The sequence below is a fragment of the Streptomyces acidiscabies genome, from assembly GCF_020010905.1.
Lineage (GTDB): Bacteria > Actinomycetota > Actinomycetes > Streptomycetales > Streptomycetaceae > Streptomyces > Streptomyces acidiscabies.
In genome coordinates, this window is the sequence record NZ_JAGJBY010000002.1 from 164,262 (window position 1) to 189,213 (window position 24,952).

Below are 24,952 nucleotides of genomic sequence, written 5' to 3' on the forward strand. Positions count from 1 at the left end.
GCGGGTTACAGGTTGGTGGTGAAGGCGGCCCAAGTCGTGGGCGCGAGCTGGAGGGTGGGGCTCGCGGACTCGGGGTTCTTGGAGTCGCGGATGTGGATGGTGCCGGGGCACTCGGCCACTTCGACGCACTGGCCGCCCTCGTCGCCGCTGTAGCTCGACTTCCGCCAGGAGAGGGCGACTTCGAGGCAGGCGCCGCCTTCGCTGCCGCTGTACGTCGACTTGAACCACTGGAGTGCTTCGGTGCTCATTGTTCTCCTAGCAAGCTGTCCAGCATGCGCTTGGACTCTTCGACGTCGCGGGCCTGTGTCCGCAGCATCGCATATTTGCCTTCCAGGATGGACATCTCATCGGGGTCCGAAACCCAGTGACTGCCGCGCTGTCCCTCGGCGTACGCGAGGCGTTGGTGGTCCTCGGTTTCGAGGAGGGTGAACGGGCCGTTCAGTCCGGCGTGATGAGGGCTCGCCAGCGGCAGGATCTGGATCGTCACGTTGGGCCGGTCCGCGAGTTCCCGCAGGTGGCGGAGTTGCCGTTGCCTTATGGCCGGGCCGCCGACCATGATGTGCAGGATCGGCTCCCAGATGATGAAGCTCATCGTGAGCGGGGTCTCGCGCTCGAAGATCGCCAGACGCTCGACGCGGCCCGCCAACTTCGTCTGGATCTCCGCCTCGTCGTATGCGGGGGTGCGCTCCCGCAGGACGGCCTCTGCGAACTCCTCCGTCTGAAGCAGGCCGGGCATCACGAAACAGTCGTACCAGCACAGCACGATCGACGAGCGCTCGTGGTCGATGTACAGCTCTGCGTACATCGGGTACTGGTCGATCTCCGGCAGGTTCTCCGCGCCCTCCTCGAACACCCCTTTCGTTCCAAGGGCCTTGTCGAGCTTCCGGCCGATGTCCGGCTTCAGGGGCCGTCGGCCCTGCTCGATGGAGGCGATGGTCTCGTCGTCGACCTTGACGATCTCCGCGAGCTCGACCTGCGTGTAGCCACTCGCGCGGCGGGCGGCGGCGAGCTGCCTGCCCAGCATCTTCATCGAAGTCTGGTTCTTTGGCCTTGACGGCTTCCTCGGACTCATGTTGGCCTCTATCCCCCGGAGTTGGGCGCGGCTCACCCGTACACACCCGTACGAAATCCGGCGTACGGGCTGGCAGGGTGTTCAACCGTAGTGATCCCGCGCCACTCTCGCCCCGTGAACGGAACAACTCAACGGCCGTTGCTGCGAGAGAGGTGCTTCCGCCGTGACCGGCGGTCCGTGCCTGCCGCGCGGCGGTTCGCCTTGGAAACGCTTACCGGTTGGGGGCTCGCTTCGTCCGAGCGGGCCCATGATGTCCTGCTGTGCGTCAGCGAGTTGGCGACCAACGCGCTGCTGCACGGGGTGCCGAGGGGGAGGCAGTTCCTGCTGTCGCTCCGGCGGGACGGGGACAGTGTCGTCGTCGAGGTCCACGACAGCGGGGACGGGGTGCCGCGTATCGCGCAGGGGCGCGACGGGGACGAGGGAGGGCGGGGGCTCGTGCTGGTCGCCGCGCTCAGTTCGAGGTGGGGGGTGAGGGAGCGGGTGATCGGCAAGGTGGTGTGGTGCGAGTTCCCCTTGCGGTGCTGAGAGCTGCGGTGCGTCAGGTGCGGGTCTGCTGATCCTGGGCCGCCAACTGCGCCTTCAGCCACGCCGGTTCGGGGTTGACGTACGGGTGGTCCGCGATGAAGACCGTCGGGACCGTCTCGTTGCCGTCGTTCGCCGCCCGTACCGTTGCCGCCGCCTCGGGGTCGGTCCAGATGTTGACCCAGTGGACACGGTGGGCGTCGGGGCCGAGGCGGATGCGGAGGCGGGCGCAGTACTTGCAGCCGGGGCGCCAATAGACGATCGGGCGGCCGTCGTCGGCGCTCCGGGCTGCGGCCTCGGTGGTCGAAGTGGGGAAGATCAGCGGGGAGTTGATGACCGCGAGGACGGCGAACAGGAGCGCGAAGGCTATCGCCGCCACCGGATTCTCCCTCGTCAGCAGGCCTGTTGCCGCGGTCGTGCCGCAGATGGCCAAGAGGGCGGGGAGGATCCAGGCGCGGTTCATGAGGACGCAGGGTATCCAGCGGTCAGCGGGAGCGTTCCGCCAGGGTGAGCAGGAGGTGCGCGGACTCCGGATGGTGGAAGTCGGAGTGCGCGCCGGTGGGGTTGAGGGGGCTGCCCCGGTAGAGCCAGTCCGCGTCGACGTTCACCAGGCGGTGGTCCAGGGCGAGTTGGGGGTAGGGGACGGTCGTCCGCAGCAGCTTCGTACTGAACTGCGGTACGGGGGCCGCGCCCGCGCCCGAGTGGCCGATGCCGGGCGCCTTCTCGGCGCGCAGGTGCCAGAAGCCCGTCGCCCGGTCCCAGCGGGAGTGCGTGAGGACGAGGGGGCCGCGCAGCGGGGCGCCCGGGTGGGTCGGCGTGGGGAACAGGGTGTCGAAGTGGGTCGTGAACGCGTCGCGTGGGGCGGCCATTTGGAAGATCAGCATGCTGTCGACGGTGAACGGCCGGCGGGGGTCGTACGGGGTGCTCCAGCCCAGCGTCTTCGGTGGCTCGGCGGCCCGCTGCACGGCCTCGCACAGGAACCGGCCGCCGAAGGAGTGGCCCATCAGGTGGAGGTACTTGCCGGAACGGCCCGCGAGGACCGGGGGCGCCTTGGGATCGCCGCGTTCCCCGTCCAGATACCCCAGCAAGTGCCCTATGACGTACGGCGCGTGGCCCTTGCCCTCCGCGCTCATCGCGTGCGCGCGGTCGCGGATGCGGGTGTAACCGCCCTTGAGCTTCGAGAGACTTGAGGAGGGCCAGCGGACGACGACGCACCAGGGGCGGTAGCCGTCGGCCTTGAGGCCGGGGTAGCGGTCGGGGGATTTCGCGTACAACTCGACGGCCTGGCCCAGGAGTTGGGTCGCCGCTTTCGTCGCCTGGGCGGGTGGGGTCTGCCAGCCGTGGACGTAGACGTGGATGTCGGTGGCCCAGGTGGGGAGGGGGAGGAGGGTGGCGAGGTGGTCGGCCACGCGGTTGACGGGGACGGGGGTGCCCTTGCCCGTCGTCAGGCGGCCCTGTTTGTCGAGGTCGATCTCGGCGGGCTTCGGGGCGGGGGCGGGCTTGCGTCGTTTCACGAGGCCAGGTCCAGTCTGCTGTCGATGCCGCAGTTCAACCCGTACGTGAGAGCCAGCGGGTTGTGGTACTTCTCGGCGAAGTCCCGCACCAGGGACTGGCTGATCTCCCCGGCGGTGCGCTCACCCGCGAGGTACGACTCCAGGAACTCGTACGCGTACTCCGCCGCGAACACCTGCGGTACGTCGATCTGCGGGGCCAGCACCCCCACCGCGCCCATCTCGATCAGCTCCTGGCCGAGGTGCTTGAGCGCGCCCGGGGCGCCCGCCCGGCCGGTGTGGCAGGCGTTGAGGAGGACGAAGGGCTTGAAGCGGGCCTGCGAGGTGCGCGGGATGCCGAAGCGCCGGAACTCGACCGCGGGGCCGTCCACATGCTCGTCGTCGGTGAGCCGTACCGACAGGCACGTCCCCGAGGCGCCGTTGTCCGCGAAGTGGCCGTGGCACCAGAAGTACATGAGGTCCTCGGCGAGGATGCGCACGGCGAGCGCGTCGAGGAGTTCGCTGCCCTTGGTCCGTACGGTCAACCGGGTCCGGTTCTCCAGGAGTTGATGCACCTCGGGCGCCCGGCCCACCTCGTCCAGCGCCGTGTCCTTGTTGAGGCTGGTCGCCGCCCGGTCGCGCACGGCGAGCGGCGCGTGGTCCCAGGGATGCCGGTCGTTCTGCTCGACCTGGTGCCGGTGCCCGAGGAACGCCTCCCACGGGCTCCCGCACCCGCCCGGGTCAACTGCCAGCATCGGCCAGGGGAGTTGGACCTCGGAATCGAACGTCACGCGCAGCGGCTCGGGTCGGGTCAGCGCGTCCATGAGGAAGTCCCGTACGCCGGTCAGGCGCGGGTTGTGGCCGTGGAGCAGCTTCGTCAGCAGCCCGTACCCCTCGCGTGCGAGCCGCGCCACCAACTCGTCGGTGACAGGGGCGAACTTGCTGAGGTCGACGGTCTCGGTGAGCGGGTAGCCGCCGACCTGCTCGCCGTACGAGCCGTCCGGGCTCTGGTGGTGCACGACCAGGTCGCTCCACAACGCCCGCAGCCGCGCGCCCAGTTGCCACAGGACGGTCGCCGGGGTCTCCAAGTCGGCCCGGAACCAGCCCTCTTGCCCTTTCACAACGATCAGGAGCTGCTCGGCGCTGCGGTACGTCAGGATCACGCGCAGCTCGCCGTCGCCCTGTCCTGGTGGTTCCCCCGTGTAGCCGTGGGCCGGGTCGCGGACCGTCTCCACCGCCATGTCCACCGTCATCGAGCCGGGCCCTTCCTTTCCTCGCTGTCCTCGCTGACTGCGACCACCGTCTTGATCTCCTGGAGCGCGAACCCCGAGGCGTGGTCGTACATCGTGAAGTGCACCTCGTGGGCGCCGGGTTCACGCGCGGTCAGTTCGAAACGCAGGGCGCCGCCGGGCTCGTACTCCGCCGTCGGCGGGTCGACCGTCGCCTTCGTGCGGCAGCCCGCGATCACCATCACGCGCGCCAACTCCCGTCGGCCGCGCTGCCGTTCGAGGCGGAGTTCCAGGTGGGCTGGGGTGTTCGTGGCGGGCTCGTCGGTCAGGAGGGTGACGCGGGCGCGCCAGGCGGGGCGTGCCGTGCGCAGGCGCCAGGCGAGTTCCTGGACCGTGGGGTGGTCGGCGCCGAGGGCCTCCGCGTGGCGGGCGACGACGTCCTCGGGGACCTCGTCGATGCCCGACTCCAGGCAGGTGAAGGCGAGTTCGGCGAGGGCTTCGAGGGTGCTGGGATGGTGCGGGCCGAGGACCCGCGAGCGGCCGTCGTACACCGCTTCGAGGAGAGCCATGGCCTCCCGAGGGCTGTCCAGGGTGCGCGCGACCAGGACGGCGAGCGTGGGGAGCGGAGCCTCGTAACCGGTCGCGAAGACGTCCAGGAACCGGCCGAGGCGGACCGACTCCTCGTCGTCCTCCTGGACCGGACGGGATTCCTCGTGGACCCGTGCGATGTCCCGCGCGGTGTCGGGCAGGCCACCCGGGTAGTGGCGCAGCAGCTCCGCGAGGACCTCCGCCGCCTCCTGCCGCGCACCGTCCTGGAGGAGGGCGTGCGTGAGGACCGGGAGCAGACGCAGCGCGTACCAGTGGCCGGGGCCGAAGGTCCGGCGGGCGTGCTCGACCAGCTCGCGGGCTGTTCGCACGGCACGTCCCGGCACCCCCGCGTCGGCCGTCAGCCAGGCGAGGAGGCCGCGTACCCAGAAGACCCCAGGGTGTTCCTCGGGGAGTTCCGCCTCGCAGCGCGCGAGGTGCTCCGTCAGGATCTGGGCGGCGCGCCAGGTGTCTCCCGCCTGCCAGCAGGCACAGGCGAGGACGATCCGCAGATCGAGCGTCCTCGGATGGCTCTCCCCCCGCACCCGCTCGCTGTCCGCCAGCAGCGCCTCGGCCTCCCGCAGGCAGCGCAGCCGGTCCCCGGAGCGGCGCAGCGTCCACACCAGGGACCTGCGCAGGTCGAACACGTCGGCGTGATCGGCGCCGGAGGCCCGGGTCCAGTCGGCCAGCAGCTCCGTACTCTCCCGCAGAGCGAGCGCGGTACGGCCCTGCGCGGAGTGCACCTGGGCGAGCCGGCCGCGCGCGGTGAGGGTGTGCCGGTGAGCGGGGCCCAGGACCCGGGTGCAGTCCGCCACCAGCCGCTCGGCCGCCTCCTGGGTACGAGCCGCCTCCGCCGGACTCGACGACGTCCAGACGAGGTACTGGCGGACCCCGAAGGTGCGGATGTGGTCGGGACCGTGGATGCGCTCGTGGTCGGACAGCAGGGCCTTCAGGTCGCGCAGCGCTCCGATACGGTCCCCGGCGTACCGCCGGCTCTCGGCCAGGGAGATCCTGGTGGCGAGGGTGTCCCGGTGGTCCGCGCCCAGCACCCGCGTGCGGTCCGCCACCAGGTCCTCGAAGGCGGCGACCGCGCGCTCCAGATGGACCCCCTCCCGCAGCGCGGACGCCAGCGACGCGCGGGCCTCCAGCGCGAGATGGTGGTCCGGTCCGCCGAGCCGGGTACGGATCTCCACCAGCTCCTCGAACCCGATGATCGCGCGCTGGTGCTGACCCGACCGCATCCACGTGTGGGCGAGCTGCGCGCGGACCCCGACGGTCGTGACGTGCTCGCGGCCACGGACCCGGGACTGGTCGGCGAGCAGCGCCTCGGCCAGCGCCGCCGCCCGCTGGTAGGCACCCGCCACGCAGTGTCCCCACACCAGGTCGCCGCGGAACGTGAGCACGGACGGACGATGCGGACCGCCGCGCCGGACGGCGTCCGCCACGACGGCCTCCAGCAGGGCCAGGGACTCCGCGTGGGCGCCGGCGGTGCGGCGCACCAGGGCGAGGTCGCGGCGGGCCCGCAGCGTGCGCGGGTGGTCGGCTCCCCGCAGCCGGGTCCAGGACGCCACGGCCTCCTTGTAGAGGACGGCGGCCCGCGTGTGATCGCCCGCTGCCGAGCAGGCATTGGCCAGGTTCTCGCGGATCAGGAGAGTTTCCGGCGCCTCGGCGCCCAGGATGCGGCAGCGGTCGTCGAGCAGCGCGGAGAAGTCCGCCACGGCGTCCGCGTGGTCACCCGCGCCCAGCCTGGCCAGAGCGAGTCCGTTGCGGGCGTGCAGCGTCTCGGCGGCCTCCGCGCCGAGCACCCGGGAACGGTCGGCCACCAGGCCGGCGGACGCCGACACGGCCTGGCGGAACTCGCCGGCCGAGCGCATCACCCAGGCCCGCCAGCTCCTGGTGTGCAGGGTCTGCGGATGGTCGGGACCCAGGAGCCGGGCACGGTCGGCGGTCAGGGCGTCGAAGATCTCCGCAGCCTCCCGGTGGTTCCCGGCGGCCCGGTGCGCCTCCCCGAGCCGCTCGCGCGTGTAGAGGGTGGCGGGATGCGCCGCTCCCTGGAAACCCTCGCGGTCCGCGGCCAGTTGCTCGAAGAGGCGCAGCGCCGTGAGGTGGTCGTCCTCCTCCAGATACACCTCGGCGAGGTCCGACCGGGCGTTCAGGACGGTGGGATGGCCGGGACGCAGGAAATCGGCGAGATCCGCCAGCAGGCGCCGCAGCCCCTCGACCGCTCCACGGTGGTCACCGGCCAGCTGGCGGGTCCGTGCCAGGTACTGGCGGGCGTTCAGGCTGCGCGGGTGCGCGGGCCCCAGGACGCGGGTGCGGTCCTCGACGACCTTCTCGAAGATCTGGATCGCCCGCCCGTGGCTGCCGTTGGAGCGGTGGGCGAAACCCAGGTTGGCGTGGGCCGTGAGGGTGTCGGGGTGATCCCGGCCCTGCATGTGGGTACGGACCTCGACCAGCTCGGTGCGCTCCCGGATCGCCGCGCGGTGGTCCCCGGCCAGCTGCCGGGTGAAGGCGAGATCACCCCGGCAGCGCAGCGTCTCGACGTGGTGCTCTCCCCGGACCCGTACGAAGTCGGCGATCAGCTTCTCGTAGGCGGTCGCCGCCCGGCCGTGGTCGGCGCGGTTGCGGTGGGCCGTGGCGACGTCGTCACGGAAGTCGAGCGTCGCCGGATGGTCGGGGCCCTGGAAGCGGGCGCTGTCCGCGGCCAGGGACTCGAACTCGGGAAGCGCCTTGTGGTGCCCCTCCGCGCCGGCCAGGGCGTAGGCCAGCTGCTGACGGCAGCGCAGGGTGTCGGGATGGTCGGGTCCCTGCACCCGGGTGCGGTCGGCGACCAGCGCGCGGTACCGCGCCACCGCCGTACGCGGATCACCGGCCGCCTGGTGGGCGGCGGCCAGCCAGCCCCGGCAGTTCAGCGTCTCGGGATGGTCGGCGCCGCGCGCCTTCAGCCGCGCCGCCACGGCTTGGGCGTACAGGTCCAGGGCCTTGCGGTGATCGCCCGCGGCCTGGTGGGCGTAGGCGAGGTTGCTGAGGGAGGCGAGGATGTCGGGGTGGTCGGCGGGCAGGACCCGGGGGAGGACCTCGGCCAGGGCCTCGAACTCCCGGACGGCGTCCGCGTGACGCCCGGCGCTCTGGAGCGCGTAGGCCAGACTGCTGCGGGCGGTCAGCGTCTCGGGAGCCTCGGGGAAGTGCCGCTGCCGGTGGGCGACCGTCGCGGTCAGCTCGGTGACCGCCCGGGTCACCTCCCCCGCCTTGCGGTAGGCGTAGGCGAGGCGTTCACGGGCGGTGAGCGTCTCGGGAGCCTCGGCGCCGTGCAGCCGGTGACGGTCGAGATAGACGTCCTTGCACAGGCCCAGGGCCTTGGCGGGATCACCCGCCTTGGCGTGCAGCTCCGCCAGCAGGTCGCGGTCGGTCAGGGTGACGTCCGCGTCCTCGCCGTGCAGAACGGTGTCGGCCTCCACCACCTGGGTCATCAACGGGATCGCCAGGACGTGCTGTTCCCGGGAGATCAGCTCCGCCGCACCCTTGCGGTACATGTCCGTCACGCGGGGGTCGGCGGTGGCGGCCGGACCGGACTCGGCGAGCGCCTGGACGTGGACGAGAACCGTCCGCTCGGCCGACGGGTGGGCCGCGAGCGCGCGTTCCATTCCGTCACGGGCCGTCAACGCCCCTGGGGAGTCGGCGAGTTGGAGAGAGCTGCGGACCAGCCGGTGCAGGAGGAGACCGGCCGGGGTGGAGGTGATGAGGTGGAAGTCCGTCAGGGCGTCCAGAGCCGCCTCGACCTCCCGGCGGGGCTCGGGCCACTGGTCCAGGACCTCGCGGGGTACGGCCTCCGGCGCACACCAGGCGAGGGCGTGCAGGAGCGGCACCGAGAGCGGATGGTCGTGGCGGATGCTCTCCAGGCTGGTCCGCCAGATCTGGGCGATCTTCTCGCCGACCGGGTCGGTGTCGTCGTCGAGACCCTCGGCATCGGCCAGCCGGGAGCGGTAACCGGCCAGTCCGGTACGGGTCTCGCGGAGGTAGGCACCCGCCTGGGCCAGGGCCAGAGGGAGACAGCCGAGGTCCTCGATCAGGCGTTCCGCCGTCCTGCGGTCGGCGGGAGTGTCCTCGTCGAGTCCGGCCGTCCTGCGGAGCAGGTCGTACGCGTTCTCGGGGGCCAGGACGTCCAGCGAGATCAGATGGGACTGGTCCGGCCAGCCTCTGCGGTGCCGGGTGGTGACCAGCTGGTGGCCCCGGCCGAGGAGGCGGCCCAGATAGGGGGTGAGGTGCTCCGGCCGCTCCACGTTGTCGTAGATCAGCAGCCAGTCCGTGTGCTCGTGCAGCCAGAGCAGGGAGAACTCGGCGCACTCGTTCGGCGAAGCGGTACGGGACCAGGGCGGGTGGAGGTGGTGTGCCAGCTCGGCCAGGCCGGTGGCTGTCCGGGCCTCCGTCTCGGCGGGGATCCGCCAGATCAAGGAGTACGGGTCCGCGCGTCGCGCGTGCGCGTAGCGCAGGGCGAGGGTGGTCTTGCCCGTCCCCGCGGCGCCGACCAGGAGGGAGACGGCGTTGTCCCTCGCGGGAGACGGTCCGCCGCTCGACAGCAACGCGTCCTGTAATCGGCCGAGTTCGGTCTCGCGGCCGATGAAGGGCTCCGCCGGGAGCGGCGGGAGGTTGTGCAGGCCGGGAGGCGGCGAGAGACGCGCGGCAGCCTGGCGTACGGCATACGGGAGCACCGTCGCGGGCTGTTCGGTGTGCGGGTCGACGGGGAGCCGGGAGCCGTCGGAGTCGTGTTCCGACGTCGCGGTACCGCTGTACGGCACGGCCGGGCGCGCGGCTCGTTCGTCGACGGTGATGGCCATGTCTCCCCCGCATCCATCGCGCTGTCAACGGTACTTTGCCGCAGGGGAGTTGTCACCGCCGGTGACTTCGGGGAAACCCTTGCGGGAATCCGAGGGCACCGGCGGTGTGGAGCCTCAGAGCTTTTCCGGCGTCCTGATGCCCAGGAGCGCCATGCCCTGGTGCAGGGTGCGGGCCGTGAGGTCGATCAGGAAGAGGCGGTTCTCCTTCTGGGCCGGGGTGTCGGCCTTCAGGACCAGGCACTGGTCGTAGAACGTCGTGAGGTGGCTCGCCAACTGGTACAGGTACGCGGCGAGTTTGTGCGGCTCGTAGGACGCCGCCACCTCCAGGACCGTCTCCGCGAACTGGTCCAGGTGCAGGCCCAACGCCCGCTCCGCCGGGGCGAGTTCCAGGTCCGGGTGGGGCGTCGGGGTCGCGCCGTCCGCCTTGCGGAGGATCGACTGGATACGGGCGTACGCGTACTGGAGGTAGACCGACGTGTCGCCGTTGAGCGAGACCATCTGGTCCAGGTCGAACTTGTAGTCGCGCACGGCCGACGTCGACAGGTCGGCGTACTTGACCGCGCCGATCCCGACGTACCGGCCGTTCTCGACGATCTCCTCCTCCGTGAGGCCGATCTTCACCGCCTTGTCGCGGACGACGGCGGTCGCGCGGTCGACGGCCTCGTCGAGGAGGTCCTCCAGCTTGACCGTCTCGCCCGCACGCGTCTTGAACGGCTTGCCGTCCTTGCCGAGGATCGTGCCGAACGCGAGCTGGAAGGCGGTGACGTCGTCGCTGAGCCAGCCGGCGCGGCGGGCCGTCTCGAAGACCATCTTGAAGTGCAGCGACTGGCGCGCGTCGACGACGTAGAGGAGGTTGTTCGCCTTCAGGCCGAAGACGCGGTCGCGGATCGCCGAGAGGTCGGTCGCCGCGTAGCCGAAGCCGCCGTCCGACTTCTGGACGATCAGCGGGACCGGGTTGCCGTCGGGGCCCTTGATGTCGTCGAAGAAGACACAGAGGGCACCCTCCGAGCGGACCGCCACGCCGGACTCCTCCAGCAGGCGGCACGTCTCGTGGAGCATGTCGTTGTAGCCGCTCTCGCCGACGATGTCGGCGTCGCGGACCTCCATGTCCAGCTTCTCGAAGACGGAGAAGAAGTAGATCTTCGACTCGTCGACGAACTTCTGCCAGGTGGCGAGCGTGGCCGCTTCGCCCGCCTGGAGGTCGACGACCCTGCGCCGGGCGCGAGTCTTGAACTCCTCGTCGGAGTCGAAGAGTTTGCGCGCCGTCTTGTAGAGGCGGTCCAGGTTGGACATCGCCTCCTCGCCGGTGATCTCGCCGTCCTTGTGGTCCAGTTCGTTCGGGTGCTCGTCCAAGTACTGGATGAGCATGCCGAATTGGGTTCCCCAGTCGCCGATGTGGTGCCTGCGGACCACGTTCTCGCCGGTGAACTCCAGGAGTTGGACCACCGCGTCGCCGATCACCGCCGAGCGGAGGTGACCGACGTGCATCTCCTTCGCCACGTTCGGCTGCGCGTAGTCGACGACCGTCGTGCCCGGGTGGGGCGCGTACGGGACGCCGAGGCGGCCGGTGTCGTCCGCGTAGCGCGCCGCGAGGTTGTCGGTGATCGCCCTGTCCGCGATGGTGATGTTGAGGAAGCCGGGGCCGGAGACCTCGATGTCCTTGATGACGGCGGGAGCGGCATCCGGGGAGGCGTCGGGCGTTGTCAGGTTCGCGACCACCTGCGTCGCCAGCTCGCGCGGGTTGGCCTTCGCCTTCTTCGCCAGCGCGAGGACACCGTTGGCCTGGTAGTCCGCCCGGTCGCTGCGTCGCAGCAGCGGGTCCGCTCCGGCTGCCTCCGGCAGGGTGGCCGAGAGGGCGGACGCGAGGTGCTGCTGGACGGAGTCGCTCAGGGACGTGACCGAGGCCATGGGGTGGGTGCCGTTCTCCTCGTGGGGATGGATATACCCCTCCAGTATCCCATGGGCGGTAAAGCGATTTTCGGGACTCAGGGTCACCGGCGTAAGGAGTACATAAGCGTTCACTTCGGTCGATGTGTGGGTCTGGTGTACGAATCCAGGCGCCATTGCCTACTGATCAGTTGCGGACTGTCATGTTGACCATGAAGCCCCCCACCAAGAAACTCCGGGCTGCGCTGGTCACGGCCGCTGCCGCCGGGCTCGCTCTCGTCACCGCGTCCGGTGCCTCCGCTACGCCCTCGTACGCCTCGTACACCACCCCCTCCTTCGGTTCCGCGCATCGCGTGACCACCGCCGCCGACGGTCAGAAGTTCGACCTGCGACTCGGCGCGTTCAACACCTCGCTGCCCGCGTCGGGCGGGACCGTCGATGTCGCCGGGTACGGGTACAACCGGGCGCAGGGCATCTTCCTGGCCTTCTGTGTCGTACCCAAGGGTGTAGTCGTCGGGCACCCTGAGACGTACACCACCCTGCCCACGCCCTGTCTCGGCGGGCGGGAGTCGACCGACGGGTCCGCCCGTCGGATCACCGACACGGGTACGGGTACCCCCGGGGTCACCCTCCCCTACCAGGAGGGTGGGTCCTTCCTGACCGACCTCAAGATCAAGCCGCAGATCGCCGACGGCGTGACCTGCGGGGTGAACGGGGTGCAGTGCGCGATCGTGACGCGGGCCGACTTCACTGCCACGGCTGACCGGTCGTACGACCAGTACATCCCGGTGAACTTCGGCTGAGGTTTCCGCATCTTCATCGGCGTCCCCCTCGGGGGGCGCCGATACCCGTTTTCGTGGTTTGGGTGCCTCCTGGGAGAATGGGACGGTCAGCCGTGATTCCCCGAGGAATCCCAGAACACAGAGGACGTGCCGATCGTGGCTCAGAGCACCGAGACCACCGACTGGGTCTCCCGTTTCGCGGACGAGGTCATCGAGGAGTCGGAGCGTCGAGCCCCCGGCAAACGTGTCGTCGTCGCGTCCGGGCTCTCCCCCTCGGGGCCGATCCACCTGGGCAACCTCCGCGAGGTCATGACCCCCCACCTGGTCGCGGACGAGATCCGTCGCCGGGGGCGCGAGGTCCGTCACCTCATCTCCTGGGACGACTACGACCGCTACCGCAAGGTTCCCGCGGGGGTCCCCGGGGTCGACGAGACGTGGGCCGAGCACATCGGCAAGCCGCTGACCTCCGTACCCGCGCCCGCCGGATCGGCGTACCCGAACTGGGCCGAGCACTTCAAGGCGGCCATGGTCGCGGCGCTCGGCGAGCTGGGTGTCGAGTTCGACGGGATCAGCCAGACCGAGCAGTACACCTCCGGCGTCTACCGCGAGCAGGTGCTGCACGCGATGCGCCACCGCGCCGACATCGACGCGATCCTCGACCAGTACCGGACCAAGAAGGCCCCGGCCAAGCAGTCCCAGAAGCCTCTGGACGAGGCCGAGTTGGAGGCCGCCGAGGGGTCCGGCGCGGCCGGTGAGGACGACGGGTCCACCGGGTCCGCCGGGTACTTCCCGTACAAGCCGTACTGCGGCAACTGCGAGAAGGACCTCACGACCGTCACCGCGTACGACGACGACAGCACCGAGCTGACGTACACGTGCACCGCGTGCGCGTTCTCCGAGACCGTGCGGCTCAGCGAGTTCAACCGGGGCAAGCTGGTCTGGAAGGTCGACTGGCCGATGCGGTGGGCGTACGAGGGCGTCGTCTTCGAGCCGTCCGGCGTCGACCACTCCTCGCCGGGGTCGTCGTTCCAGGTCGGCGGGCAGATCGTCGGGATCTTCGGCGGGCAGCAGCCGATCGGGCCGATGTACGCGTTCGTCGGGATCTCCGGGATGGCGAAGATGTCGTCCTCCAAGGGCGGGGTGCCGACGCCCGGGGACGCGCTGCGGATCATGGAACCGCAGCTGCTGCGGTGGCTGTACGCGCGCCGTCGGCCCAACCAGTCGTTCAAGATCGCCTTCGACCAGGAGATCCAGCGGCTGTACGACGAGTGGGACAAGCTGGTTCTCAAGGTGGAGGACGGGTCGGCTCTGCCGGGGGACGTCGCCGCGTACTCGCGGGCCGTCGGTACGGCTGCCGGTGAACTCGGTGGTACGGCGCGGCCGTTGCCGTACCGGACGCTCGCGTCCGTCGCCGACATCACCGCCGGGCACCAGGACCAGGCGCTGCGGATTCTGTCCGAGCTGGACCCGGCTCACCCTCTGGTAGCACTCGACGACGTACGTCCCCGGTACGACAAGGCGGAGGCGTGGATCAACACGCACGTGCCCGCCGACCAGCGGACCATCGTGCGGGCCGAGGCGGACGTCGATCTGCTGAAGTCCCTCGACGAGGCCGCCCAGCAGAGCCTGCGGCTGCTGCTCGACGGGCTCGCCTCGAACTGGTCCCTCGACGGGCTGACCCACCTCGTGTACGGGGTACCCAAGGTGCAGGCCGGGTTCTCCGCCGACGCGACGCCGAAGGAACTGCCGGCCGAGATCAAGACGGCTCAGCGGACGTTCTTCGCGCTGCTGTACCACCTGCTGGTCGGGCGGGACACGGGGCCTCGGCTGCCTACGCTGCTGCTTGCCGTCGGGCAGGAGCGGGTGCGGGTACTGCTCGGGGAGTAACCGGGTAGTCCTTTGTAGCTAGCTCGCGCGAAAGGGAGCCTCCTCCGAAGAGGGGCTCCCTTTTTGCTGCCTTCTACGCGATGTGGTCGTCCATGACCTCCGCCGTGTGGCGGTTCTGGAAGCGCAGGACCATGCGCTTCGCCTCGGCGTCCGAGAGGGAGATGCCGTGGGTGGCCTCGACGTTGTCGCTGAACTCGCGGGGAGTGGGGTAGCTGCCGTCTATCGACTGCTTGAAGATGCCGTAGAACGACTCCTCGTCCGGCGCGGGAGGTTCCGTGCCGCCGCCCTCGCCGAGTTCGCGGGTACGGCCGGGGCCCGACGGGATCGGGAACGTGCCGGTCTCCTCGGGGGAGACCTCCTCCGGCGGGGGCTCCTGCTGGTACTGGGCCTCGTACTGTTCCGCCTGCACCTGCTGGGCGTACCAATCGGCGTACGCGGCCTCGGGGTTGTAGTTCGGGTCGTAGCCACCCTGGTACGCGACCTCGGCCGGGGCCTTCTTGAACCAGGGGCTCGCGTCGGGGCCCGACTCGGGCTGCTCGTCCGGGAGTTGCTGCGGATCCGGCTGCGAGGCCTGCTGCGCGTCCGGCTGTTGCTCCGGCTGCTGCTGCGGTGCCGCCGGGTTCTGCGACGGCTGCTGCTGCGCCGCCTGCCCGGGCTGCGGGCCCGCCTGCGCGGGGAGTTGAGGGCGCTGCCCCTCCGCCGCCGAGGCCAACGAGGCCGCCGTAGCCGGGAGTTCCTCCTGCTGGAGCACCGGCGCCGGGGGCAGCAGCCGCGGCTCTATGCCCGCCGCCGAGAGGCCCGCCGGGGCCGTCTCCGAGAGGGGCACGCCGTACCGCGCCAGGCGCAGCGGCATCAGGGACTCCACCGGAGCCTTGCGGCGCCAGGCACGGCCGAAGCGCGAGTGCAGGCGCGCCTGGTAGACGAGGCGATCCTGTTCGAGCTTGATCACCTGGTCGTAGGAACGCAGCTCCCACAGCTTCATACGGCGCCACAGGAGGAACGTCGGCACCGGCGAGAGCAGCCAGCGCGTCAGACGGACCCCCTCCATGTGCTTGTCCGCCGTGATGTCCGCCATCCGGCCGATCGCGTGCCGGGCCGCCTCGACCGCGACCACGAACAGCACCGGGATCACCGCGTGCATCCCGACACCGAGCGGATCGGGCCAGGCCGCCGCGCCGTTGAAGGCGATCGTCGCCATCGTCAGCAGCCACGCCGTCTGCCGCAGCAGCGGGAAGGGGATACGGATCCACGTCAGGAGCAGATCCAGGGCCAGCAGGACGCAGATCCCCGCGTCGATGCCGATCGGGAAGACGTAACTGAAGTTCCCGAAGCCCTTCTTGATCGCCAGCTCGCGGACCGCCGCGTAGGAACCGGCGAAGCCGATACCGGCGATGACCACGGCGCCGGCCACGACCACGCCGATGAGCACGCGGTGCATCCGGGTCAATTGGATCGGCGCGGCCACCCGTTACTCCCCTTCGCTTTCCTGTCGTTGCGCGCAACAGGGTGGCACATGTGTGCGTCGTACGTGTCGTCGGACCGTCAGCTCTTGACGGCGGAAGCGGACGCGGACGGGGTGGCGGAAGGCTTCGCCGGCGGGGTCGCCGCAGGTGAACTCGGCTGCACCGTACCGCCGTTGGCCTTCTTCACCGCCGCAACGACTTCCTTCGCCGTCTGCTGCGCGAGCTTCATCAACTCGGCCGGGTCCGGGGCCTTGTCACCCGCGAAACCAGCGCCGTTGTAGTCGACCGTGACGACGACGTTCTCGGTGCGCGTCACCACCGTCTGCTGCTTGAAGGCGCCTTCCTTCTTCTTCTGGTCATAGCTGACGGCCGTCGCCGCGTCCCCTATCCCGGCCGCCGCACTCGACTTGACGTTCGTCGCGCCCTGCACCGACTTCGCGTCGTCCAACTGCCGGGTGAAATACTTCTGCGCCTGCTGATCGGCGTCCCCGGCAACGGAGTTGGAGTCGAAACGCAGCAACGAGACGCTGAGCCAGCGGTACTGCGAGCCCTTCACACCGTTGTCGCTCAGGCTGTCCCAGGTGCAGCCCGAACGCGTGCCCACCTCGCCCGACGCCGACTTCTTGCCCGACTTCGCCTTCGGCACCGTGTCGTCGAGGGTGTCCTCCGACAGGGCCTTGCAGGCGTCCGGCAACGTGGCGTACACCGCCGCCTTCAGCGTGGGGGACGGGGAAGCGCCGTCCGACGGCGTCGTCGCCGTACCCCCCGAGGACGACTGCTGGGAGTCACCCGCGTTCGCGGCGCTGCCGCCACCGCCGCCCGAGTCCGAGGAGCAGCCCGCCGCGAACAGCAGCACCGGGAGTGCCCCTGCCGCGAGAGCGCGGCTCAGGTTCCGGGCGCGCTTCGTCCGCCGGTCGTGCTGGTCATCTCGCTGGGCTCGTCGCTGCATGGTTCCTTCACTCATGACGCTGGTGGTTCCTGCGGGTCTGAACGGGTCCGAGGGGCCACGGTACGCGGTGAAGAAGCTGTGCGGTCTCCTTTCGATCTCTTCGCGGACGGGCCTACGGCGGCTGCCCGGGCCGTCGGTCAGCCGAGCCTGTCGGCCAGTTGAGCCGCGAGTTTCCGGGCCTTGTCCTGCATTTCCTTACTGTCCGGGACCGTGCCGAGCGTCGCCGGCTGCTCCTCGTACTGGACCGTCACGATCACGTTGGACGTGCGGAACGCCACAGTCACCGTGCGCTGCTTCGCCGTCGAGCCGGAGCTCGTGAGGGCGTCGTCGACGAACGCCTCGTCGCCCAGGTCGTCCAGGACGCGGGGCTGTACCTCTGCGGTAGGGGTGGTAGGGGAGGGGGACACGCTCGTGCTGGGGGAAGCGCTGGACGTGGGAGTACCACTGGGGGTGGGGGTACCGGGGGTACTTGAGGGGGAGGCCAGCGTCGGGCTCGGGCTCGGGGACACCGGGGCCGGGAGGTCCGCCGCGATCTGCTTCTTCGCGAACAGCGCCTGCGCCTGTGTGTCGTCGCTCACCGCGTTGTCGTACGAGACCACACGCTCGAAGTCCACCGACAAGTGGTCCGTCGCCGCCGTCGACTCCACCTTCCAGCGACAGCCCACCCGGCGGTCCGTGTCGTACGTCAGGGTGGGGGTACCCGCGTACGCCTTCTGCTGCTGCGCCGGGTCCATGAGCTGCTTGATGCCCGGCAGGAGGGCGTCCAGCGTGCCCCGGGCGACCGCGCCGCACGCCTCCGGGAGCGTCGCGTACCGGCCCGGCTGCGCCGCCGCGCTCGTCGTACCGCTGTCGCCCGGGTTCGAGTTGTCCGTCGAGCCGCCGTCGTCCGAGCCGCCTGTGCAGCCGGCCAGCAGCGCCACGAGGAGGGCTGCCGCGCCGGGGACGTACGCCTTGCGCTGCACGGGGGCTCCTTAAGCGAGGGGTTGTGCCGGTGGGGGGTTCCAGTGTCCCCCGGCGGGAATTTCGGTTGCCGGGGGAGGGTGGCACCTGACGACAATGTGTATCGCACGCGACACCTCGGACGCCGGTCCGGCATCCGTTTCGTCGGCTCTGACGCCGGTTTTGCGTATCCGGTCCTGGGGCGTTCTTTGTCGTGTTCGCGCGCTTTTCTGTTGCTGGGGGAATGAGGAAGTCATGTCGTACGTGGAGATGCCGGGCGCGCGGGTGCCCATTCGGATGTGGACGGACCCCGCCGCCGTCGAGGATGTCGCGCTCCAGCAGCTGCGCAATGTCTCGACGCTGCCGTGGATCAAGGGGCTCGCCGTCATGCCCGACGTCCACTACGGCAAGGGGGCGACTGTCGGGTCCGTCATCGCTATGCAGGGGGCTGTGTGTCCTGCTGCTGTGGGAGTGGACATCGGGTGTGGGATGTCTGCCGTGAAGACGTCGTTGACCGCCAATGATCTGCCGGGGGATCTGTCTCGGTTGCGGTCGAAGGTGGAGGCGGCGATTCCGGTGGGGCGGGGGATGCATGAGGATCCCGTTGATCCGGGGCAGTTTCATGGGCTTGCCACTGCTAGGTGGGATGGGTTCTGGGAGCGGTTCGATGGGGTGGCGGATGCGGTGAAGTTTCGCGAGGAGCGGGCAATCCGACAAATGGGGACACTTGGGGCCGGCAACCACTTCATAGAGCTGTGTGTGGACACGGAGAGTTCCGTCTGGCTGATGCTGCATTCCGGTTCCCGCAACATCGGTAAGGAACTCGCTGAGCACCACATCGGGATTGCGCAGAAGCTTCCGCATAATCAGGGGCTTGTCGATCGGGATCTTGCGGTCTTTGTCTCCGACACTCCTCAGATGGCCGCCTACCGTAACGACCTCTTCTGGGCTCAGGAGTACGCGAAGTACAACCGGACGCTGATGATGGCTCTGCTGAAGGACGTCGTCCGCAAGGAGTTCAAGAAGGCGAAGCCGACCTTCGAGGCCGAGATTTCCTGCCATCACAACTACGTGGCGGAGGAGCGGTACGACGGGATGGATCTGCTGGTGACCCGTAAGGGTGCCATCCGTGCCGGCTCCGGGGACTTCGGGATCATCCCGGGGTCCATGGGTACGGGGTCCTACATCGTGAAGGGTCTCGGGAACCCGCTCGCCTTCAACTCCGCCTCCCACGGGGCCGGTCGGCGGATGAGCCGTAATGCCGCCAAGCGGCGGTTCTCCGTCGCCGATCTGGAGGAGCAGACGCGGGGGGTGGAGTGCCGTAAGGACTCCGGGGTCGTGGATGAGATTCCGGGGGCTTACAAGCCCATCGACCAGGTCATCGATCAGCAGCGGGATCTGGTGGAGGTCGTGGCGAAGTTGAAGCAGGTGGTGTGCGTCAAGGGCTAGGAACGGCGATGGGCGCGGCGATTGTGGGCCGCGCCCATTTCTGTCGCTCAGTCCGGGAGTGGCACGATGCCGTGCAGCAGTTTCCAGCGGCGGTTCTGGCAAGGGCTCTGGGAGTAGCCGAGTTCAGCTGCCGCGTGGACGATGGTGGGTGCGGTGAGGAGAATGCGGTCCATTTCGGGAGTCCACTCGATGCGTGGGGGCTTGATTTTCATGCCTGCCGGACGGGTCCAGGAACTGAGCGAATCTGCGGCGTTCTGCTTCCGCTCCAGTGAGAGACAATCGGGGTAGTAGAGGTCGGCTGCCAGCTTCTGGGCGTTTTCTTTGATGTAGAGGATGTTGTAGATGTCGTCGCGGGCGTTGCGTTTGAGGGTGCGTTCGGCTCCTGTCACGTCTCGTGCGTAGTCGCGCAGGTGGGACGCGATGGCGGTGCTCGCCGTGGTGAGGGAGACGAAGGGGAAACCCTGGCTGGTGAAGCCGACCGAGCCGTCTGCGTCGATGAGGCCGCGTAGGTAGTCACGGAGCCTTTTCAGCGTTGACGCTCCAGGGTGAGGATGGCTGCGGCGATGGCGGTCATGCGATTGGGGCTGCAGCGGGCCCGGCGGAAAATGCGCCAGGACTTCAGCCTTGCGATGCTCCGTTCGACCGGTGCCCGTGCCGCTGACAGCGCCCGGTTGATCGTCTGCTGGGTCGTGGTGAGGTCCCGGTTCGGGAGCCGTCTGATCGGTGTGGTCACCCAGGGGCCGGCGCCAATGTAGGCGCGGTCGGCGAGGATCGGAACGCCCTGGCGTTCGCAGATCCGGATGATGCGGTGGGTGCGGGCCGCGGTCAGGTCATGGGTGCGGCCGGGCAGCGCCGGCGAGATCCACAGCAGGTTGCCGGTGGGATCGGTCACGACCTGCACGTTCACGCCGTGGCGGCGGTGCTTCTGTGAGAAGTCGGCCCGGCTGTCGCCGACGCGGTCGCACTCGGCGAGGGTTCCGTCGAGCAGGACATGGTCGGGATCGGTCTCGCGCAGGACCCGCAGCAGTCCGGGAGCCCGGCCGGACAGGTGTTGGACGACGGCCTTGACGTAGGCGTGGGCGGTGCCGACGGATATACCGAAGCCGGCCGCGATCTGCGCGAGCGTGTCGTGGCGGCGAAGATAGACCAGGCCCACGAGGGCACGCTGGTGAGGCGGCAGCTTGCAGCGTCGGTCACCCTCACGGGTGACGATGAGCATGGATACCCACTCGACCAGAGCGTGCGGCAGGTCGAGTGCGGCAGGATGGGGAACCAACAGGGCTCCTGCGCCGATGGGTTGAGACTTCGAACACCTCCCTCAACGGCGCGGGAGCCTTGTGCGTTGCGGTCCTCATCCCGACTCGGCCTAGGCCGTTTCGTTTGGATCACCGGGCGGACCAGAGGAAGATGCCTGCGATGTGGAGTCCGGCCAGGTAGATGGTGGCGGTCTTTTCGTAGCGGGTGGCGATGCCGCGCCATTGCTTGAGGCGGTTGATGCACCGCTCGACGGTGTTGCGCTGCTTGTAGGTCTCGCGGTCGAAGGCCGGTGGCCTGCCGCCCCGGCTGCCCCGACGTAGCCGGTGTGCGCGCTGGTCGGCGGGGACCGGGATCACTGCGCGGATGCCGCGCTTGCGCAGGTGCTCGCGGATCGCGCGGGAGGAGTACGCCTTGTCGGCCAGGACCAGGTCCGGCCTGGTGCGGGGCCGTCCTCGCCGGCGGGGAACGCGCAGGCGCGCCATGACGTCGGTGAAGGCGGGTGCGTCACCGGCCTGGCCTGGGGTGAGGACGAACGCCAGAGGCCGGCAGCGGGCATCGGCAGCGAGGTGGATCTTCGTGGTCAGTCCGCCGCGGGACCGGCCGATGGCGTGGTCGTCGGGTTCGCCGGCCGGGGCCCCTTTTTGCGGGCCCCGGCTGCGTGCTGGTGGGCTCGCACGATCGTGGAGTCGACCGAGACGGCCCAGTTGAGGTCCTCGTCCGCGTCGGCCTGGGCCACCAGTGCGGTGAAGACCCGCTCCCATGTGCCGTCGACGGCCCACATCCGCAGCCGGTTGTAGACCCCTCGCCAGTTGCCGTACTTCTCCGGCAGGTGAACCCACTGGGTTCCGGTCTGGAACTTGAAGGCGATCGCGTCGATCACCTCACGATGGTCCCGCCACCGGCCACCTCGCTTCGGCGTCCGGTCCGGGAGCAACGGCTCGATCCGCGCCCACTGCGCATCAGTCAACGGCACACCCGGACCAACGACCGACTGATCCAAACGAAACTACCTAGGTCACTCGATCAGTGGCCACTCTGAAAGAGCTCACGGTGCTCGTAGCGACCGTTCGGCGGGGCTATCGTCTTCGACTTTCGGCCGTAGGGCAGGCCGAGCTTGTTCAGTTTGGTTCTGGCTTCCAGGGAGCAGAGGCTCCAGATCGCCGCGGTGTGGACCTCGGCGAAGTTTGTGGAGCGGGTGCGTTCCCTGATGCTGGTGTAGTAGGGCGTCAACTTCTGGAAGCTGCGGAGCAGTTCGATGTCCTTGGCGCTGATCTCGACGTGCAGGCGCCCCTTCTTGCCCGCTCCTTGCGCGAGGTGGCCGTCCGCCTGCAAGAAGCCGAACATGTACGCGTACTCGGGGACCGTGAGGTCCATGAACTGGTGGGTCGTAGGCTCGCACTCAGCCATAGGGAAGCGTCAACTCCCTTGCTGGTCAGGCACTCTGCCGGGGTGTTGCCCGGCTGAGGGCCGTCGATCTGGTGTTGTGTCGCGAGCCTAGGTCGACTGTTCTTGGGTCGATCGAGTGATCGACGCGATTCACCCGTTCGGGTTAATGGTGGGTCGTTTCTTCAGAGGAACGTCCAAGGGGTTACTTCGCGTGGCGTACGGCGTAGATCATGACGAAGGCGATGATGTGGATGACGAAGAAGAAGTAGGCGAGGTAGATCCAGACCTGGCGTTCGTTCTTCGTTTCTCGGGCTAAGGACTGTCCCGTAAATGATCTTCGAGCTGTCTCGGGCGTGGTTGGCCGTCGTGCGGGCCGCTCGTCTATCCGGCGAGGGCGAGGTTGTGTATCCGGGCGATGCCGAGCATGGCGTGGTGGACGCCATCGCCTTTGAGGCGGCAGTCGCGGAGGATCTTCCAGGTCTTCATGCGGGCGAAGACGTGCTCGACGCGGGCGCGGACCTGCTTGTGGGACTTGTTGTGTGCTTCCTTCCAGTCCGGAAGGTCTTCGCCCTTGCGCCGGCGGTGGGGCATGACGAGCCCGGTCCCGGGATAGCCGCCGTCGGCGATCGTCATGGTCTTGCCGACAGCGGCTTTGGCGCCGGATTCCTCCCACGCCTTGCAGTCGTTGCGGTTTCCGGCGAGAGGCCGGCCCACCACGACGACCAGGCGGGTGTCGGCGTCGATGACGACCTGATGGTTGGTCGAGTACCGGTAGTTCTTGGACTGCTCCGCGACCGTGTGGTCCCGGGTGGGGACCAGGGTGCCGTCCACGATGAGCACGGTGTCCTTGGCGAACCGCTTGCGGGGCTGGAGCGCGAGCATCGGCCCGAGGTGGTCGATGATGCGGTCGGCTGCCGACTTGGACACCCCGAAGAGCGGGGCGAGCTGGCGCATCGTCAAGTTCGTGCGCCAGTACGCCGCGACCAGCAGAGCCCGGTCCTCCAGCGGGAGGCTCCACGGCCGGCCCTTGCGGACCGCATCCGCACCTTCGCGCCGCAGTACGGTCACCAGCTTGCCGAACAGGCGGGGGCTCAGCCCGGTGAACGGGGCTATCCAGGACGGCTCCGACGCCGTGATCACACCAGACACATCAAGATCATCTCACCCGTGACCAGCAGTTACGGGACAGCCCTTAGGCGGCGGAGTTCTGCGGCGCGTTCCGGGGTGACCTCGGGGGTCGGTGCCTCGGGGGGTGATGTCGGGGCGTCCGGTGTGGGGTGGTTCGTGGGGCGGGGGTTCTCGTGGTCCGGCATCAGAGTTCCCGGTGGACCTTTGTGTTGGAGGCCTGGGCTCGGGGGCGGAGGATCAGGAGGTCTACGTTCACGTGGCTGGGGCGGGTGATCGTCCAGGTGATCGTGTCCGCTACGTCGTCCGCGGTGAGGGGTTCTGCCACTCCCTCGTACACCTTTGCCGCCTTTTCCTTGTCGCCGCCGAAGCGGGTCAGGGCGAATTCGTCCGTCTTCACCATGCCGGGGGCGATCTCGATTACTCGGATCGGTTTGCCGACGATTTCCAGGCGGAGGGTTTCCGCTAGGACGTGGGTGCCGTGTTTTGCCGCGACGTAGCCGGCGCCGCCCTCGTACGTGCCGTGGCCCGCCGTCGAGGAGACGATCACGATCGTGCCGTCGCCGCTTGCCTCCAGCTTGGGGAGGAGGGCTTGGGTGAGGTTCAGGGTGCCGATGACGTTCGTCTCGTACATCGTGCGCCAGTCGTCCGGGTTGCCGGTTGCTACCGGGTCGCTGCCGAGGGCTCCGCCGGCGTTGTTGACCAGGACGCCGATCTTCTCGAACGCCGTTGCGAATTCGTCCACCGCCGCGCGGTCCGTGACGTCCAGGGTGTACGCCGTTGCTGCGCCGCCCGCGTCCGTGATCTCCTTCGCCAGCGCCTCTATCCGGTCCTCCCTCCTCGCGGTGAGGACCACTCGGTAGCCGGCCTCCGCCAGTTTGCGGGCGGTCTCGGCGCCGATACCGCTGCTGGCGCCGGTGACTACGGCGATGCGGGATGCGGGGGAGGGCATGTACGGCTCCTGGGGTGGGGCGGGCGTGGCTCTTCCAGGGTAGGTGGGGGTGGGGGGTGGCTGTGTGGGGGTGTGTGCGGGTTCGTTGTGGCTGGTCGCGCAGTTCCCCGCGCCCCTGAGGTTGGTGGGGGTGAGTGTTGGTTCGTCGGGTGCGGGTCGGTGGGTGTGCGGCTGCGGATTGGTGGTGGGCGGTGCTCGTAGCTGAGTGGGGTGTGCTTCACCTGTTGGGCGGTGCCTGTCCTGTGGGGTCTGTGGGATACATCCCCGTACGACCTTCGGTGGACCGAGGAGTGATGTATGCGCAGGGTTCTGACGGCTGTGGTGGCTGCTGTGGTGGGTTCGGTGTTCGGGGGTGGGGTGGCTGTGGCTGGTCCTCAAGGGGGAGGGGTATGGGGGGTGGTTCCTGAGGCTGATCTCTCGTACCACGGGGCCGCTGTCATGGGTGGGGGGCGGATGGAGGTGCGGGTCGCTCCGCGGAACCATGGGCCCTCGGGGGTTGCCGACTCTGCCGTGCGGCTGCGGTGGTCCGTGCCGCTTGCCGCGGGGATGCAGGGGTTGCCCGGTGGGTGTGTGCGGGTGGGGACTGCCGAGGTGGTGTGCCGTACGGGGGCGCTCGCGGCGGATGCGGCGGGGGAGCGGATCGAGGTGGGGGTGCGGCTGCGGGGGCGGCCCGAGGAGGTTGTGCTGGAGGTGGAGACGGTGTGGAGCGGGGGGACGGTGGACCGGAATCGGGAGAACGATCGGCAGCGGGTGTTGGTGCTGGATACGGGGGACGTCTACTACTTCTGAGGGACGGGGGTACGGGGGTGGTGGGGCGCGGGTGTCCGGGCGCGGCGCCCCCGAGGTACGGCGTTCGCCGGGGTCCGGCGTTTGCCTGGTTACGGGGGTGTCTGGGCGTGGCGTCCCCGGGGTACGGCGTTCGCCGGGATCTGGCGTTTGCCTGGTTACGGGGGTGTCTGGGCGTGGCGTCCCCGGGGTACGGCGTTCGCTGGGATCCGGCGCTTGCCTGGTTACGGGGCTTGCGGGGCCGGAGTTCTGGGCGGGGCGAGGCGTTCGCCGGGGTGCGGCGCTTGCAGGGCCGGGGTGTCCGGGCGCGGCGCGCCCCTGGGGTGGGGGCTCAGGGGTGGGGCGCGGTGGTGTGCC

Annotated in this window: 22 protein-coding genes; 5 read left to right on the forward strand and 17 right to left on the reverse strand. The window is 69.4% G+C overall.

The features are described 5' to 3' along the window. Positions 1–5: 5 nt before the first annotated feature. Positions 6–248: a DUF397 domain-containing protein gene (locus tag J8M50_RS27680; protein WP_010351092.1), complete on the reverse strand. Its 243-nt coding sequence runs from the start codon at positions 246–248 to the stop codon at positions 6–8. Further along, positions 245–1,030: a helix-turn-helix domain-containing protein gene (locus J8M50_RS27685; protein ID WP_010351093.1), complete on the reverse strand. Its 786-nt coding sequence runs from the start codon at positions 1,028–1,030 to the stop codon at positions 245–247. Before J8M50_RS27685 ends, J8M50_RS27680 begins: the two co-directional genes overlap by 4 nt. A 156-nt stretch (positions 1,031–1,186) precedes the next feature. Here J8M50_RS27685 and J8M50_RS27690 point away from each other — a divergent pair, with 156 nt between their 5' ends. After that, the gene (locus J8M50_RS27690; RefSeq protein WP_029183476.1) at positions 1,187–1,597 is read left to right on the forward strand and encodes an ATP-binding protein; all 411 of its coding nucleotides are present in this window, start codon (positions 1,187–1,189) and stop codon (positions 1,595–1,597) included. Between the two features lie 13 nt (positions 1,598–1,610). Here the strand turns inward: J8M50_RS27690 and J8M50_RS27695 are convergent, their stop codons facing one another. The 5 genes from J8M50_RS27695 to argS all read right to left on the reverse strand — a co-directional run bounded on the left by J8M50_RS27695 (position 1,611) and on the right by argS (position 11,641). Further along, on the reverse strand, positions 1,611–2,057 hold the full coding sequence (locus tag J8M50_RS27695) for a glutaredoxin domain-containing protein (protein WP_010351095.1): 447 nt from the start codon (positions 2,055–2,057) through the stop codon (positions 1,611–1,613). Positions 2,058–2,079: 22 nt separating this feature from the next. After that, positions 2,080–3,108, reverse strand: coding sequence for a hypothetical protein (locus J8M50_RS27700; RefSeq protein WP_010351096.1), 1,029 nt, complete (start codon positions 3,106–3,108; stop codon positions 2,080–2,082). Beyond that, positions 3,105–4,337 (reverse strand): CHAT domain-containing protein, encoded by a 1,233-nt coding sequence (locus J8M50_RS27705; protein WP_010351097.1) that lies wholly within the window; start codon positions 4,335–4,337, stop codon positions 3,105–3,107. Before J8M50_RS27705 ends, J8M50_RS27700 begins: the two co-directional genes overlap by 4 nt. After that, positions 4,334–9,733 (reverse strand): FxSxx-COOH system tetratricopeptide repeat protein, encoded by a 5,400-nt coding sequence (gene fxsT / locus J8M50_RS27710; protein ID WP_010351099.1) that lies wholly within the window; start codon positions 9,731–9,733, stop codon positions 4,334–4,336. Before fxsT ends, J8M50_RS27705 begins: the two co-directional genes overlap by 4 nt. Before the next feature lie 114 nt (positions 9,734–9,847). After that, a complete protein-coding gene (gene argS, locus J8M50_RS27715; RefSeq protein ID WP_010351100.1) occupies positions 9,848–11,641 on the reverse strand; it encodes an arginine--tRNA ligase in 1,794 nt (597 codons plus the stop codon). A 191-nt stretch (positions 11,642–11,832) separates the two neighbouring features. On the opposite strand from argS, the gene J8M50_RS27720 reads away from it, so the two are divergent. Both J8M50_RS27720 and lysS read left to right on the forward strand, forming a co-directional pair. After that, positions 11,833–12,423 (forward strand): hypothetical protein, encoded by a 591-nt coding sequence (locus J8M50_RS27720; RefSeq protein WP_223786342.1) that lies wholly within the window; start codon positions 11,833–11,835, stop codon positions 12,421–12,423. 126 nt (positions 12,424–12,549) lie between these two features. Then, complete coding sequence (gene lysS, locus J8M50_RS27725) at positions 12,550–14,289, forward strand: lysine--tRNA ligase (protein WP_010351103.1); 1,740 nt, start codon at positions 12,550–12,552, stop codon at positions 14,287–14,289. Between the two features lie 73 nt (positions 14,290–14,362). On the opposite strand, the gene J8M50_RS27730 is transcribed toward lysS, so the two are convergent. From J8M50_RS27730 to J8M50_RS27740, 3 genes are all read right to left on the reverse strand, one after another. After that, positions 14,363–15,754, reverse strand: a complete 1,392-nt coding sequence (locus J8M50_RS27730; protein ID WP_010351104.1) for a DUF2637 domain-containing protein — start codon at positions 15,752–15,754, stop codon at positions 14,363–14,365. 77 nt (positions 15,755–15,831) lie between these two features. After that, positions 15,832–16,716 carry a DUF3558 domain-containing protein gene (locus J8M50_RS27735; protein WP_078480468.1) on the reverse strand — a complete coding sequence of 295 codons (885 nt, stop codon included), beginning with the start codon at positions 16,714–16,716 and terminating at the stop codon, positions 15,832–15,834. Between the two features lie 122 nt (positions 16,717–16,838). Further along, positions 16,839–17,663 carry a hypothetical protein gene (locus tag J8M50_RS27740; protein WP_010351106.1) on the reverse strand — a complete coding sequence of 275 codons (825 nt, stop codon included), beginning with the start codon at positions 17,661–17,663 and terminating at the stop codon, positions 16,839–16,841. Positions 17,664–17,895: 232 nt separating this feature from the next. On the opposite strand from J8M50_RS27740, the gene J8M50_RS27745 reads away from it, so the two are divergent. Then, complete coding sequence (locus J8M50_RS27745) at positions 17,896–19,089, forward strand: RtcB family protein (RefSeq protein ID WP_010351107.1); 1,194 nt, start codon at positions 17,896–17,898, stop codon at positions 19,087–19,089. Positions 19,090–19,136: 47 nt separating this feature from the next. Here the strand turns inward: J8M50_RS27745 and J8M50_RS27750 are convergent, their stop codons facing one another. From J8M50_RS27750 to J8M50_RS27780, 7 genes are all read right to left on the reverse strand, one after another. After that, a complete protein-coding gene (locus J8M50_RS27750) occupies positions 19,137–19,703 on the reverse strand; it encodes an LAGLIDADG family homing endonuclease (RefSeq protein WP_100216666.1) in 567 nt (188 codons plus the stop codon). Beyond that, complete coding sequence (locus J8M50_RS27755; RefSeq protein WP_010351109.1) at positions 19,616–20,365, reverse strand: IS5/IS1182 family transposase; 750 nt, start codon at positions 20,363–20,365, stop codon at positions 19,616–19,618. The genes J8M50_RS27750 and J8M50_RS27755 overlap by 88 nt, the downstream gene beginning before the upstream one ends. A gap of 109 nt (positions 20,366–20,474) precedes the next feature. Next, a protein-coding gene (locus J8M50_RS27760; RefSeq protein WP_370516674.1) for an IS5 family transposase occupies positions 20,475–21,319 on the reverse strand; the annotation gives its coding sequence in 2 pieces (ribosomal slippage) (positions 20,475–20,980 and positions 20,980–21,319; 846 coding nt in all). A 50-nt stretch (positions 21,320–21,369) separates the two neighbouring features. Beyond that, complete coding sequence (locus J8M50_RS27765) at positions 21,370–21,753, reverse strand: hypothetical protein (RefSeq protein WP_010360246.1); 384 nt, start codon at positions 21,751–21,753, stop codon at positions 21,370–21,372. Between the two features lie 181 nt (positions 21,754–21,934). Then, on the reverse strand, positions 21,935–22,117 hold the full coding sequence (locus J8M50_RS50165) for a hypothetical protein (protein WP_075693795.1): 183 nt from the start codon (positions 22,115–22,117) through the stop codon (positions 21,935–21,937). Continuing rightward, positions 22,114–22,881, reverse strand: coding sequence for an IS5/IS1182 family transposase (locus J8M50_RS27775; RefSeq protein WP_029183378.1), 768 nt, complete (start codon positions 22,879–22,881; stop codon positions 22,114–22,116). Before J8M50_RS27775 ends, J8M50_RS50165 begins: the two co-directional genes overlap by 4 nt. A 163-nt stretch (positions 22,882–23,044) precedes the next feature. Continuing rightward, positions 23,045–23,809, reverse strand: a complete 765-nt coding sequence (locus J8M50_RS27780; RefSeq protein WP_010353907.1) for an SDR family NAD(P)-dependent oxidoreductase — start codon at positions 23,807–23,809, stop codon at positions 23,045–23,047. A gap of 297 nt (positions 23,810–24,106) precedes the next feature. Here J8M50_RS27780 and J8M50_RS27785 point away from each other — a divergent pair, with 297 nt between their 5' ends. Continuing rightward, positions 24,107–24,598, forward strand: coding sequence for a hypothetical protein (locus J8M50_RS27785; protein WP_029183887.1), 492 nt, complete (start codon positions 24,107–24,109; stop codon positions 24,596–24,598). Positions 24,599–24,952 lie beyond the last annotated feature (354 nt).

Coding starts and splice junctions, on each gene's coding strand:
- J8M50_RS27680 (WP_010351092.1), bottom strand. CDS start 248: ATGAGCACCGAAGCACTCCAGTGGTTCAAGTCGACGTACAGCGGCAGC.
- J8M50_RS27685 (WP_010351093.1), bottom strand. CDS start 1,030: ATGAAGATGCTGGGCAGGCAGCTCGCCGCCGCCCGCCGCGCGAGTGGC.
- J8M50_RS27695 (WP_010351095.1), bottom strand. CDS start 2,057: ATGAACCGCGCCTGGATCCTCCCCGCCCTCTTGGCCATCTGCGGCACG.
- J8M50_RS27705 (WP_010351097.1), bottom strand. CDS start 4,337: ATGACGGTGGACATGGCGGTGGAGACGGTCCGCGACCCGGCCCACGGC.
- fxsT (WP_010351099.1), bottom strand. CDS start 9,733: ATGGCCATCACCGTCGACGAACGAGCCGCGCGCCCGGCCGTGCCGTAC.
- argS (WP_010351100.1), bottom strand. CDS start 11,641: ATGGCCTCGGTCACGTCCCTGAGCGACTCCGTCCAGCAGCACCTCGCG.
- J8M50_RS27720 (WP_223786342.1), top strand. CDS start 11,833: ATGAAGCCCCCCACCAAGAAACTCCGGGCTGCGCTGGTCACGGCCGCT.
- J8M50_RS27735 (WP_078480468.1), bottom strand. CDS start 16,716: ATGAGTGAAGGAACCATGCAGCGACGAGCCCAGCGAGATGACCAGCAC.
- J8M50_RS27745 (WP_010351107.1), top strand. CDS start 17,896: ATGTCGTACGTGGAGATGCCGGGCGCGCGGGTGCCCATTCGGATGTGG.
- J8M50_RS27765 (WP_010360246.1), bottom strand. CDS start 21,753: ATGGCTGAGTGCGAGCCTACGACCCACCAGTTCATGGACCTCACGGTC.
- J8M50_RS27780 (WP_010353907.1), bottom strand. CDS start 23,809: ATGCCCTCCCCCGCATCCCGCATCGCCGTAGTCACCGGCGCCAGCAGC.
- J8M50_RS27785 (WP_029183887.1), top strand. CDS start 24,107: ATGCGCAGGGTTCTGACGGCTGTGGTGGCTGCTGTGGTGGGTTCGGTG.